At 67.8% G+C, this 12,212-nt stretch carries 14 protein-coding genes; 9 read left to right on the plus strand and 5 right to left on the minus strand.

Translation table 11 applies throughout. From position 1 onward, the window contains the following. Positions 1-5: 5 nt before the first annotated feature. A complete protein-coding gene (locus VV02_RS06525) occupies positions 6-371 on the plus strand; it encodes a hypothetical protein (RefSeq protein WP_052590528.1) in 366 nt (121 codons plus the stop codon). A 114-nt stretch (positions 372-485) separates the two neighbouring features. On the opposite strand, the gene VV02_RS06530 is transcribed toward VV02_RS06525, so the two are convergent. Continuing rightward, the gene (locus tag VV02_RS06530; protein WP_052590529.1) at positions 486-1,559 is read right to left on the minus strand and encodes a cytochrome P450; all 1,074 of its coding nucleotides are present in this window, start codon (positions 1,557-1,559) and stop codon (positions 486-488) included. A 104-nt stretch (positions 1,560-1,663) separates the two neighbouring features. On the opposite strand from VV02_RS06530, the gene VV02_RS06535 reads away from it, so the two are divergent. Genes VV02_RS06535 through VV02_RS06550 form a run of 4 tightly spaced genes read left to right on the plus strand, consistent with a single transcriptional unit; the run spans position 1,664 to position 5,235 of the window. Next, complete coding sequence (locus tag VV02_RS06535) at positions 1,664-2,881, plus strand: flavin monoamine oxidase family protein (protein WP_083449967.1); 1,218 nt, start codon at positions 1,664-1,666, stop codon at positions 2,879-2,881. 1 nt (position 2,882) lies between these two features. Then, entirely contained in the window at positions 2,883-3,761 is an 879-nt protein-coding gene (locus VV02_RS06540) for a Rieske 2Fe-2S domain-containing protein (protein ID WP_052590531.1), read from the plus strand. Further along, entirely contained in the window at positions 3,758-4,564 is an 807-nt protein-coding gene (locus tag VV02_RS06545; protein ID WP_052590532.1) for an alpha/beta fold hydrolase, read from the plus strand. The genes VV02_RS06540 and VV02_RS06545 overlap by 4 nt, the downstream gene beginning before the upstream one ends. A gap of 23 nt (positions 4,565-4,587) precedes the next feature. Beyond that, positions 4,588-5,235, plus strand: coding sequence for a YigZ family protein (locus VV02_RS06550; protein WP_052590533.1), 648 nt, complete (start codon positions 4,588-4,590; stop codon positions 5,233-5,235). Between the two features lie 121 nt (positions 5,236-5,356). Here VV02_RS06550 and VV02_RS06555 read toward each other — a convergent pair whose 3' ends face one another. Beyond that, positions 5,357-6,601: a phosphodiester glycosidase family protein gene (locus tag VV02_RS06555; protein WP_083449969.1), complete on the minus strand. Its 1,245-nt coding sequence runs from the start codon at positions 6,599-6,601 to the stop codon at positions 5,357-5,359. Positions 6,602-6,727: 126 nt separating this feature from the next. Here VV02_RS06555 and VV02_RS06560 point away from each other — a divergent pair, with 126 nt between their 5' ends. Both VV02_RS06560 and VV02_RS06565 read left to right on the plus strand, forming a co-directional pair. Further along, positions 6,728-8,680 carry a neutral/alkaline ceramidase gene (locus VV02_RS06560; protein ID WP_052590534.1) on the plus strand — a complete coding sequence of 651 codons (1,953 nt, stop codon included), beginning with the start codon at positions 6,728-6,730 and terminating at the stop codon, positions 8,678-8,680. Positions 8,681-8,882: 202 nt separating this feature from the next. Beyond that, positions 8,883-9,827: an SGNH/GDSL hydrolase family protein gene (locus VV02_RS06565; RefSeq protein WP_052590535.1), complete on the plus strand. Its 945-nt coding sequence runs from the start codon at positions 8,883-8,885 to the stop codon at positions 9,825-9,827. A 68-nt stretch (positions 9,828-9,895) separates the two neighbouring features. Here the strand turns inward: VV02_RS06565 and VV02_RS06570 are convergent, their stop codons facing one another. The 3 genes from VV02_RS06570 to rpmG are packed head-to-tail and all read right to left on the minus strand — an operon-like array spanning position 9,896 to position 10,629. Then, the gene (locus tag VV02_RS06570; protein WP_052590537.1) at positions 9,896-10,153 is read right to left on the minus strand and encodes a type B 50S ribosomal protein L31; all 258 of its coding nucleotides are present in this window, start codon (positions 10,151-10,153) and stop codon (positions 9,896-9,898) included. A 2-nt stretch (positions 10,154-10,155) separates the two neighbouring features. After that, positions 10,156-10,461 carry a 30S ribosomal protein S14 gene (rpsN, locus tag VV02_RS06575; protein ID WP_052590538.1) on the minus strand — a complete coding sequence of 102 codons (306 nt, stop codon included), beginning with the start codon at positions 10,459-10,461 and terminating at the stop codon, positions 10,156-10,158. Next, positions 10,462-10,629 carry a 50S ribosomal protein L33 gene (rpmG, locus tag VV02_RS06580; protein ID WP_052590539.1) on the minus strand — a complete coding sequence of 56 codons (168 nt, stop codon included), beginning with the start codon at positions 10,627-10,629 and terminating at the stop codon, positions 10,462-10,464. A 73-nt stretch (positions 10,630-10,702) separates the two neighbouring features. On the opposite strand from rpmG, the gene rpmF reads away from it, so the two are divergent. Then, positions 10,703-10,879, plus strand: a complete 177-nt coding sequence (gene rpmF, locus VV02_RS06585; protein ID WP_052590540.1) for a 50S ribosomal protein L32 — start codon at positions 10,703-10,705, stop codon at positions 10,877-10,879. A gap of 87 nt (positions 10,880-10,966) precedes the next feature. After that, positions 10,967-12,064, plus strand: coding sequence for a GTP-binding protein (locus VV02_RS06590; protein WP_052590541.1), 1,098 nt, complete (start codon positions 10,967-10,969; stop codon positions 12,062-12,064). Positions 12,065-12,212: the final 148 nt, after the last annotated feature.

Genomic DNA, 12,212 nt, shown 5'->3' on the forward strand with positions numbered 1-12,212 from the left:
TAGTCATGGCACTCTCCGAGCAGGCTCGCGCAGACTTCGTCGGCGCCTACACCCGTACTTTGATCGCCGCGTGGTCGAACGAGGAGTTCGCCGCCAAGCTGGAGTCGGACCCGCGTCCGGCCCTTGCGGAGAACGGCATCGAGCTCCCGGCCGACGCCAAGATCAAGGTCGACCGCAGCGACCCCTCCGACGGTCACCAGGGCACCCTGGACACCCAGGTTGCGCTTTTCGAGGAGGGCCAGAAGACGGGTGTGTACGAGTTCCACATCCCGACCAGCCCTCAGGTCGACATGGCGGAGCTGAACGAGGACGAGCTGGCCGGTGTGGCCGGCGGCGACTTCTACTGCTGCCCCTGCTGCTGCTGCACCTGATCAACCCTCACGCCCGTGCAGACCGGGCACGCTGGTGGATGGCACGCTTCGCGCGTGCCATCCACCACAGGCGTTTCTGCAGGACTTTGAAGCAGGACCTTCAAGCGCAGGACTTCAGCGCAGGTACAGCCGGTAAGGCTGCAGCCGCCGTGGGATGAGCGATGGCTCCCAGGACCACTGGTCACTCACCGGCCGCACCTTCGGATGCAGCTCGAGGAGCACCTCATGGACGAGTGCGGACGCGTCACGCACCAGGATCGCGCCCATGCAGTAGTGACTGCCGGCACCGAACCCGAGGTGCAGGGAAGGGTCGCGTCGTACGTCGATCGCGTCGGGTTCGGGAAAGACGGCCGGGTCCCGATTGGCCTCGGACAGCATCACGACGACTCGTTGACCCTCTTCGACTGCTTGTCCGTCGATCACGGTGTCCTGCAACGCAACTCGACTGACCAGCGGGATCGGCGCATGCAGCCGCATCAGCTCCGACTCGAGCCCTTCCGGGTCGTCCAGGACCGACGTCCCGACGCGGGCGTACTCCTCGAGCAGCAGCGGCAGACCGTTGACGATGAAGTCGGCCAGCGGCTGCCAGCCGCCCACGATCGCCAAAATGACGACGCCGACCTGCTCGCGACGATCGATGCGGTTGTCGGTCGCCAGCGCGTGCAGGTGGTCGTCGGGACCGGCCGAGGCAAGACGCTCCGCCACGATCTTGGCCAGCCGCGGCATAGCGGCGGCCGACCGCGCAGCCGCCGCCCCTCGTACGCTCGGGTTGAGCACCTCACCGGCCGCCGCGGCGACCTCTTCGAACTCCGCCACCTGGTCCGCCCGCAGGCCGAGCATCTCGGCGAATACCGCTGTGGCGCAAGGAAGTCCGATGCCTTCGAGCGCGTCGAGATCGCTGTCTACGTCCGCGATGATCTCCCTGATCCGCGGCGTCGATCGGACGAGCAGCTGTGCCGTGGCGCGTACGCCGAGAAGGCTCGCCGCCGGCGTACGCAGCCTCTGATGGGCCGCACCGTCGGTGTTGAGCATCGTCGGAGGCAGCTTGATCGCGGCACCGCGCTCGCGCTGACCGCCCTCCGCGGAGAAGCTCTTGGAGCGCAAGGTCTCCACAGCGGCCGCGTGCCCAGTGATCAACCAGACCCGGCCGCGGTCGTCCCAGCGAACGGACTGCCTCTGCTCGTTCATGGCACAGCACTATCACGCACTCGGCGCGCCAGGCCCGATGCGTACGACCGGTCGGCGGACTTACGCACGCAAGCACACGACGTACGTACCCGGAAGGGGAGCAGATGAGTACCGCAGTGGTTGTCGGGGCCGGGCTCAGCGGACTGACCGCCGCGCGCCGGCTGCAGGAGGCCGGGTGGTCGGTCCAGGTGCTGGAGGGTCGGGACCGCATCGGTGGCCGGGTCCGCACGGTCCGTACGCCTGGCGAGCCTCCCGTCGAGCTCGGTGCGCACGTGGTGCACGGGTCGGGGAGTCCGGCGCTCACTCTGGGGGTGCCGAGCGAGCCCGTTCCTCGCGCCGCCCGGGGGCACTTCCTTCAGGGCGAGACCCTGCTCGCTCCCCGGATGCTCGCGGTCGCGGGGCTGTTGCCGATGCGCGCCCAGTACGAGCTCACGGCCGAGGCGGGCAAGCTTCCTGCGGAAGAGACGGTCGCGACGTGGGGTGCGCGTACGGCGCGCAACGCCGACCATCAGCGCTTGGTTCGCTCCTGGCTGGAGCAGAACTGGTCCGCAGACCTTGACGAGATGAGTGCCCGCGGGGCAGCGCTCGCGCACGCGGACAAGGGGCTGGTCGACGGCGAGTTCCGTTTCACCACAGGCTTTTCCGCGGTGGTCGACAACCGTGCCAACAGTCTCGAGATCCGCACCGGTTGCCCGGTGCGCTCGATCAGTGTCGAGCGCGACGGCGTACTGCTCGACCTCGGCGAGGACGAGTTGCGTGCCGACGTGTGCGTGGTGAGTGTGCCGCCGTCGGTCGTCGTGTCGGGCCTGCTCAAGCTCGTCGGTGCCGAAGACAAGCGAGAGGCAGCCAGGGGGCTCGCTGCCGGCGACGGGTGTTCGGTGGCCGTACGCCTGAGTCGCCCGGCCGAGCGCGATGAGTTCGTCTTCGATGCGGGAGGGCCGCTCGGGTTCGTGCAGACGTTCACCGGTTCGTCCGTTGTCTCGGTCGATGCGAAAGGCGCTGGTACGCCGGCGCTTCGGGCGCTCCTCGGAGATGTGGAGGCGCTCAGAACGCGTCTCGGCACAGCTCTGCCGTGGACGGCCGGCTGTGCCCTCGAGGACCTGACCATCGCGGACTGGGGCGCGGATCCGTTCTCTGGAGGCGTGTTCGCCTACCCGCGCGTGGGCTGGGAACGCGACGTCGAGACCTGGCGGCGCCCGTGGGATGACCGAGTGTTCTTCGCCGGCGAGTCGACGGCCGCCGGCAGCCAACCACCCTTCGTCGACGCGGCGCTGCTCTCCGGGGAGCGTTCGGCGGCGGAGATTCTGGAAAGGAGCGCATGAGATGAGCACACATGCTGGTTGGTACCTCGCCGCGTATGACCGCGAGGTCCCCGAGGGCGTGAGCCCCTTGGCGTTCGGCGACCGACGGCTCATGACGATTCGCGACGGCAGCTCGATCCGGGTGCTGGACGCGACGTGTCCTCACCGCGGCGCCCACCTGGGCCACGGCGGAACGGTGTCGGGCAACTGTGTGGTCTGCCCCTTCCACGGCCGCCGCGTCGCCATCGACCGGCCCGACCGGCCGTACAGCATCAGCGAGCACGAGACCATGCTGATCGGCGAGATGCTCTTCGTACGTTTCGGCCAGGGCCTCGACGGCGAGCTCGGCTTCGCAGACCTGATCCAGGCGTACGCCGAAGAGCGTCACCTCGTCGAGGTGATCAACGAGCCGGTGCGTGCGAGCGGGCCGATGGTCATCGAGAACGCTTTCGACGCAGAGCATTTCGAGACTTTGCATCACATGCCTGGTGTGTCCGGCTTCCGCATCGCGCCGTCCGAGAACGGTGAGATCGTCATGACCGGGACGATGGGTCGCGCGGGTGACGCGTCGTTCTTCGCACGCGCGTTCAGCCCGACGCTGGTGGTCACGGAGCTGCGGTTCCGTGAGCGCACGCAGGTCATCATCACCGGCACCGTCCCGAGCGCCGACGGGTGCCAGACCCGCATCGGCTACGCCGTTCGCCACGAGGACGGCGAGCTGTGGCGGACGTGGGCCATCGGCACCAAGGTGGGCTTCCAGCAGGACCTCGTCGTGTGGAACAACCTCGACGAGACGATCACCCCGGTGCTGACGGCGGCTGATGACGCATTGAGATCGTTCTGGGAGTTCTGCGACAAGTTCCCCAAGCTGGAAACTGTTGAGCATCAGGAGAACTCATGATTCCCCGGCTGGCAACGCACGAGCTCCGGTCGGCTGATGGCGAGGCCGTTACCTGGCTGCACGGTTACACGATGAACAGCGATGTCTGGGCCAACCTGTGGTCGCGGCTGCCCGGGCACCACATCGGCGTGGACCTGCCAGGGCACGGCGCGTCCCGACCCGGGTCACCCGCCGACGACCTCAGTGCGGTGGCGCGCGAGGTCGCGCGCGTCATGGCCGAGCACGGCAGCCGGACCTTGGTGGCGATGTCGTTCGGTTCGTCAGTGGGGCTTCAGGTCGCGATCGACCATCCGGAGCTGGTCGCGCGACTGGTGCTGGCCGCGCCGACGATCTCCGAGCCGGCGGTCGACGACGCCGCACGAGATCGCATGACCCAGCTCGTGCGCGCCAAGGCAGCCGGCATGCGGCCGAGCTGGCTGACGCAGATCTGGATGAGCGCGCCACCGGACATCTTCACGGGTCTGCACAGCCATCCGGCGCGACTCGCCGCCGTCCGCGCCGTCGTCGAAGCTCATTCGTACGACGAGCTTTTGAGCGGATCGATGGGTGGCATGTTCGCTTCCGTCCAGACTGAGGAGGACCTGGCGCGCATCGCCGCCGCGACCCTGGTCATCGTTGGGGAGCAGGACATGCCACGGTTCGTGACCAATGCCGATCGGCTGCGGGCGGCAGTCCCGAGATGCCGGGTGCGGCGGATCCAGGACGCCGGGCACCTGCCGCTCCTGGAGCTGCCGGAGGTGTGTGCTCCGCTGATCGCGGAGTTCCTCCCGTCCGCCGTCGCTTTGGCCCCGTCATCCGCCTGACCTGACCCCGTACGCTCGGCTGGATGACGCGCTCGACCTACCTCACTGTGCGCGACAGCGTCGAGGCTGAGCACGAAACGAAGCGGTCGCGGTTCCTCTGTCGGGTGGAGCGGGTCGCCGACGAGCCCGCAGCGCGCGCGGTCGTCGATCGGGCGCGCTCCACGCACTGGGACGCGCGACACCACGTCTCGGCATTCATCCTCGGTCCGGACGGCGCGATCCAGCGCTCCTCGGATGACGGCGAGCCGTCCGGCACTGCGGGTACGCCCGTGCTCGACGTGCTCCGCGGCCGCGAGGTCAGTGACGTGGTCGCCGTCGTGACGCGCTGGTTCGGGGGCACGTTGCTCGGCGCCGGCGGGCTCGTCCGGGCGTACGCCGAGGCCGCTCGCCTCGCACTCGACGACGCAGTCCTGGTGTCACGGCAGCTCATGCTGCTCGGGACGGTGAGCGTCGACCATGCCGAGGCGGGTCGGGTCGAGCATGAGCTGCGGTCACGTGGCCTCAGCGTCCTCAGCACGGAGTACGCAGCGCTCGCCACGGTGCGGGTCGGCGTACGTCCCGAGGAACTCAGTCAAGCGCGAGAGTGGGTCGCGGCCGCGACGAGCGGCCGCGCGACTCTCGACCTGCACGGTGAGTCCTGGATCGACGCCCCGCCCCCGCTGGTCGAGTAGGCGAGGCGCTAGCCGAGCCGTATCGAGACCTGGTGACTCGAAGGGAGACTGAGCGCTCGCGGTAGCCCGGTCTCGATATGCCTCCGCTGGCGCTCCGGCTACTCGACCAGCAACGGGCGGGTCAGGGGCGGGGGATCCAGACGAGGGCGTCGCCGACAGCGCGCTCACCACTGCCGGCCGGATGGTTCAGCGGACCGTCCTGCGTGGCCATGGTGGCGGACCCGCCGCCGTCGAGGTTCATCGAGTCCACCAGACCAAGGCTGTGGGCGACCGCCGCGGTCTCGTCGGTCGTGGTACCGACCGAGGTGGTCTGCCGTCCGTCGAGGACCGCGAGAACCGTCTTGCCGTCATCGGTCTTGCCGGCGATAGTGCGGGGGTTGCGGCCGAAGAGGGGTCCGCTGCCGCTGGGGACCACGATCTTGCCACCGGCTGTGAGCTGGAAGCGGCCGTTCACCCCGGATACGTTGCCGGACAAGGGAACTCGCTCCCCGCGCTCGTCTCGCAGGTCCTGCGTGACAGAGACACAGCCGTGGGACACGACATCTTTCAGCTCCTTGGCGTCGGAACCGGTCGCCTGCAGGCTCGACTGACCCTTCGCGAGCGCGGTGCCGCGAGTCGATGCCGTCCGTACGACGCAGCCACGGGAGTCGAGCACGACCTCGACTCCCGCACCCTTGGGCGTGGAGGAACCGAACCTGTTGCTGATCCGGACCAGGTCGCCGTCGGTCGTGCAGTGCGTCTGGTCCGGCAGCGTGCTGCACGCATCAGGCACAACGGGCGGGTGGTCGACCGCGGTTAGTGCGAGCCTTCGGTGCGAGTCGCGATGTGTCACGGTGGCGCTCCATCGCAGATGCCCGATCAGCATCCGACCAGATGCGGAGTCGTAGACCAGGTCGGACTCCGTCGGATCGGTTGTCGGCTCGCTGTGCAGCACACCGCCGTATATCCCGAGGCCCACTGGGTCACCGGGGTAGTCCTTGCTCGCGGAGAACGTGTAGAACGACGCGTTGACCCCGATGAGCGCCTTCGCCCGGCGAACGAGCTCGGTGGGCTTCTCGGTCCGCGCAATATCCGGGCCGTACGTCGAGAGCAGTCGCCCGCGGGCGCGCTTCGGGTCGATGGTGAGCACCTTCACGACCCAAGGCCCGCGCGGCGTCGTGTTGATCTCATCGGGGTCTGCCGGCGTGTCCCCACGCACGATCGAGGTGACGGTGACACCGGGCGCCAACGTGGACGTCGTACGCGTCTCAGGCAGGTCCGCGTCGCCGATCGGCAAGTGATCGGTCCCCGCCCGCGCAGGGGCGACGACGGTGATGGCGGCGATGGTCGAGAGAGCGGCAGCTGCGAGCGCGCGGAACCTGGTCATCCCGCCGACCCTGACGGCCGGGGGTTCCACTCGAGAGAAGCCGACGTGAAGCCTCAGCGAACATCCAGATGCGACGGTGCACTATCGGTCGTACGACCCGGACATTTGACCAAGTAGGCTCGCGGGATGGACGGTCTTCTTGTCGGTCGCGGTATCTCGGATGTCACTGGCGAAGCTGCCGAGTGTGAGCTGCTCGGATACGGCAAGTCGTGGCAGCGCTCAGCGGGGATCCACACTCGACTGCGTGCGCGGGCCTTCGTGTTCGCGCAGGGGGCCGAACGGGTGCTGCTGGTCGTCTGCGACCTTCCGCTGATGTTCGCCAGCGTGCATCAGGCCGTGCTCGCTCGGCTCGCGGCGGAGTACGGGGATCAGTACACCGAGCGGAACGTGATGCTCACGGTCACGCACACCCACTGCGGTCCCGGCGGGTACGCGCACCACGGGTTGTACAACCTGTCCAACGGCTTTCACCCGCAGACGTTCGGCGCCATCGTCGACGGCATCGTCGAAGCCGTCCAACGTGCGCACGCCGATGTCGCACCTGCCGACCTGACTCTCGCGCGCGGCGAGCTGCACGACGCCAGCATCAACCGCTCGCGCGTCGCCTTCGACCGCAATCCATCTTCAGATCGGGCGTTCTTCCCCGCATCGGCGATCGACCCGCAGACGACGCTGCTGCGTATCGAACGCAACGGCACGTTGGTTGGCGCCATCAACTGGTTCGCCACGCACGGCACCAGCATGACCAATCAGAACCTGCTGATCAGCTCGGACAACAAGGGCTATGCGGCACTGCACTGGGAGCGTCACGTCGAGGGCGTGGACTATCTCGCCGAAGAGCCGCCGGAGTTCGTGTCAGCGTTCGCGCAGACCAACAGCGGAGACATGTCCCCGAACCTGAACCAGCGTCCCGGCAGCGGACCCACGGAGGACGAGTTCGACAACACCCGGATCATCGGCACCCGCCAGTACGAGGCGGCCGCCACGCTGCGCACCGAGCCCGGCACCCCGGTCACCGGTGGCCTGGCGAGCGCGCTGACCTACGTCGACCTGTCCGATGTGGACGTCGCACCGGAGTTCACCGGCGACGGCCGCAGGCACCGGACCTCTGGTCCGATCGCCGGCGCGGCGGCCCTGGCAGGGACGGACGAGGGCAAGGGCTTCGCCGGCTTCCGTCAGGAGCGCAACCCGGTGCTGGACGCCGTCTCCGCTCAGGTGCTGTACCGCGTGTCGCCGCGACTGCAGGACTCTCAAGCGCCCAAGGCGATGGCCGTCCCCGGACGACTGATCAACCGGCTGCGTCCGCTGATGGGGACTCGGTATCCGGTGCAGCTGCTACGGATTGGGCCGCTGGTGCTGATCGGCATCTCGGGTGAGGTCACCATCGTCGCCGGCCTACGCCTCAGGCGGACGGTGGCCGAGATCCTCGGCGTCGACCTTCCGTACGTCCTGGTCGCCGGTTACAGCAACGGCTACTTCCACTACGTGACGACACCCGAGGAGTACGACGCGCAGCGTTACGAGGGCGGCAGCACGATGTTCGGCCGCTGGCAGCTGCCCGCGCTGCAGCAGACCGTCGCGGGCCTCGCCAGAGCGCTGCGCGACGGTCGTTCGGTTGAGCGCGGCACGCCGGAGCCGGATCTGTCACGACGACAGAAGCCTGCCAAGGCGCGCACGTCACCGGACTCCGCTCCCAGTGGCAGACGGACGGGCGATGTGCTCGAGCAACCAGCAGAGAGCTACCGCGCAGGCAGTCAGGCGCGTGCCGTGTTCGCCGGGGCCTACCCGAACAACGACCTACGCCGGGGTGGCACGTATCTCGAGGTGCAACGCGAGGTCAGCAGTGCTCCCGAGCGCTGGGAGACCGTGGCCGTCGACAGCGACTGGTCGACCACCTTCCGCTGGTCCGAGGACAAGCACTCCGGGCAGACGATCGCAATCACCTGGGACATCCCTGAGGGCACGGCACCGGGTCGCTATCGCATTCGATACCTCGGCGATGCTCGAGGAGCCGACGGCCGAGTCAGCTCGTTCGTCGGCGTATCGACCGCATTCGACGTCGATCACCCCGAAGGGTGAGCGACTCCGAGTGCCGCTGATCCACAAAAGGATTCGACGAGAGAGCCTCAGCCATCAGATCAGGTCTCGATGCTCGGGCGTCCGGGCGGCGGATCGCCCCACACAACTAGGTCGTACGACTGGGACTCTTGACCTATTCGTTCATCGTGCGCCAAGGTCTGTGACGTCAGTCACACCGGAGCATTGAGCGATCGGAGACACGATGTCCAGACGTTCCATGGGTAGCGCCTTTGCCGCCCTGACCCTCGCAGTTGCAAGTGCGGCCGCCGGTATGACCTCCGCGAGCGCGACGCCGGACCCGGGGCCTGGGAGCCGTCCGACGGCCACGACCTCGTTCACCAAGTACGTCGCGCTGGGCGACTCGTACTCGGCCGGCCCCTTGATCCCGACGAACAGCACGTGGTGCTTCCGCTCGACCAACAACTACCCGGCGTGGTTGGCGACGGACCTGGGCCTGTACTACAAGGCCGGTGCGTTCAACGATGTGAGCTGCTCGTCAGCGGACACCACCAATCTCACGCAGTCTCAACCGATTCCGACGCCTGATGCGCCTCAGGGCACCGCGGCCCCTCAGGCCAACGCCTTGAAGTCGGACACCGACCTCGTCACCTTGGGGATGGGCGGCAACGACTACTCCGTGTTCGGCTCGCTCGTCGGCACCTGCCCCGGTCTGCGGGACAGTGACCCCACGGGTGCTCCTTGCCAGGCGCACTTCACCGTCAACGGCGTCGACACGTTGAAGGCTTCGCTGGTCAAGACGGAGAAGAATCTCGAGGGCAACATCGACACCATCCACAAGCGCTCTCCCAAAGCGACGGTCGTCCTGGTCGGCTACCCGCGGCTGGTCCCGCCAAGCGGATACTGCCCGGATCAGGTGCCGTTCGCCGAAGGTGACTACGCCTGGGCAGACAGCATCAATCGGGCCTTGAACACGGCGGTCTCCACGGCGGCCAAGAACAAGGGCGCGCTCTTCGTCGACACCTACGGTCCTGCCCTGGGGCATGACGCGTGCGCCGGGAGCGCGGCCTGGGTCAACGGGCAGTACTCCAACGTGCTCAAGGCCGCGGCGTACCACCCGCTCGCGGCCGGCATGCGCGCGGAGAGCAAGCTGATCTACGCGGCTCTCACCGGTATCAAGACGGGGTGATACCGCACTGCGCCTGACCTGCCCCGCTCCTGCACAAATTGACCGGAGTCAATTTGTGCAGGAGGTCGTCAGGCCTTCTGGTCGCCGCGCTGATAGCGCCGGTTGAAGCGCTCGACGCGTCCGGCGGTGTCCATGACGCGCGTCTGGCCCGTGTAGAACGGGTGACTCGCGCTCGAGACATCGACCGTGATCAGCGGGTAGGTGTTGCCGTCCTCCCACTCGATCGTGTTCGCACTCGTCGCGGTCGACCGCGTCAGGAAGGCGAAGTCCGCGCTCGGGTCGCGGAAGACGACGGGGTGGTAGTTGGGGTGGAGATTCTTCTGCATGCTCACCAGCTCGATTTCGTGATTCCAGGGAGCTCGCCGGCGTGCGCCATCTCGCGAAGGCGGATACGGGAGAGCCCGAACTTGCGGTAGACCGACCGAGGTCGGCCGTCGACGACGTCGCGGTTGCGCAGCCGGGTCGGGCTCGCATCGCGAGGCAGCCGCTGCAGTGCGACCTGCGCCGCTTCGCGGTCGGCGTCGCTGGACTGCGGAGACGCGATGGCGCGCTTGAGGGAGAGCCGCTGCTCGGCGTACCGAGCGACGACGTCTCGACGCTGCTGATCGCGAACGACCTTGCTGCGCTTGGCCATTCAGCGTTCCTCGCGGAACTCGACGTGCTGTCGTACGACGGGGTCGAACTTGCGCAGCGTCAGCCGGTCGGGGTCGTTCCTGCGGTTCTTCTTGGTGATGTACGTGTACCCGGTGCCCGCCGTGGAGCGGAGCTTGATCTTCGGGCGTACGTCGACGGACCTGGCCATCGGAGACCTCCTTGTGTCGTTCTGGACTGTGCAACCATATGAGAACGGTTTTCATTCCACGAAAGGGTGACCCATGGCCGTCCCCAAGCGCAAGACCTCTCGCAGCAACACCCGCAGCCGCCGGGCCAACTGGAAGGCGACGCCCACTGGCCTCGTCCCGATCGCGTACGACGGCGAGGTGCGCAGGGTGCCGCGTCGCTTCGTGCGAGCCATCGAGCGAGGCTTCATGGAGCCGCCGGAGCAGCTCTAGACCTTCTCGCCGCGAGCCTGGACGCGCGCCACCGTCACTCCTGTACGGTAATGAGAATTGTTCTCAGTTTAGGCATGGAGGTGTCAGATGGACAGCCGGGTGCCGGTCGTCGTACTCACGGGGCTCGATCGGCTCGATCTGGACAGCGCGGCGCTCGCGATCCAGTGCGATCTGCCGGGTTCGGTGCTGCTGCGGGTCGAGATCGATGAGGAGGCCGGGGCCGTACGCAGGGTGGCCAGCGACCTGACCGGGGTCATCGAGGATGAGGCCACCCCGCTCGAGCACCCGTGCCTGTCCTGCGCGATGCGCGAGGTGATCCTGCCGGCCATGATCGCGCTCGCTGAGGCGGGGCGGTGGTCGGCGATCGTGGTCGAGCTGCCCGTCGCGGCCGAGCCGCTGCCGCTGGTCGTCGGCATCACCGGGCTCCTGCGGGACGAGGGTGCCGCAGTGCCGCTTCGCCTGGCCAACGTCATCGCGGTGATTGGCTCTGACGTGGACGAATCGGTGTTCGGCCAGGCCGACCTGACTGATGTAGGGCTGGGTCTGTCCGAGGACGACCAGCGTTCGTACGCCGAGGTTTTCGTCGCCCAGGTCGAGCTGGCCGACACGATCGTGGTCGTCGGTAGTCGACCGACTCAGCTCGACCTCGACCTCCTGCATCATCTGCATCGCGAGGGTGCAGGAGTTGTGCTCGGCACCGGCCGGCTCGAAGGTCGAGAGCTGGTTCGTGCCGAGCATCATGCCGATGCGTCCCGCGCCTTCGTCGACCCACGGCGACGCCGTCGCCCGGCGCACGCTGTGGACGACGCCACGATGGTCACCGTCGAGCTGGCGAGCTGGAAGCCGTTCCATCCGCAGCGGCTGCTTGACCGGCTGCGCGATCTGGCAGAGGGCGAGATGCGTGGACGGGGCGCCATGTGGCTTCCGGGTCGACCTGACGCGGCCATTGCCTGGGAGGCGATCGGTGGTCGCCTCAGCCTTGGGGGCGTGGGCGACTGGGACGGCGCGCAGCGAGCCAGTCGGTGGGTCGTGACCTGCTGTCCGGAGATCGCCGACCGAGTGACCCGTGCCTTCCGGACTGCCCTGCTGACTGATCAGGAGATGCTCACAGCGCGTACGTCGTGGGCGGGTCGTCCTGACGGTTTCGAGCAGTGGTTGGGGGACGCCTCGTCGTCGGCCGCGTAGGTCTTCGAGGCGTTTGCGGGCGCTTGGCGGAGAGGCGGGATTGGCCAAACTTTACGACTCGGACACTTGACCAAGTCGGCTGTGCAGGGCACTCTGCGTGAGCACCATCACACCGGAGCCCTGACTCAGCGGAGGAACAGTGTCACGA

Source organism: Luteipulveratus mongoliensis (genome assembly GCF_001190945.1).
In the GTDB taxonomy this organism is placed as follows: Bacteria; Actinomycetota; Actinomycetes; order Actinomycetales; family Dermatophilaceae; genus Luteipulveratus; species Luteipulveratus mongoliensis.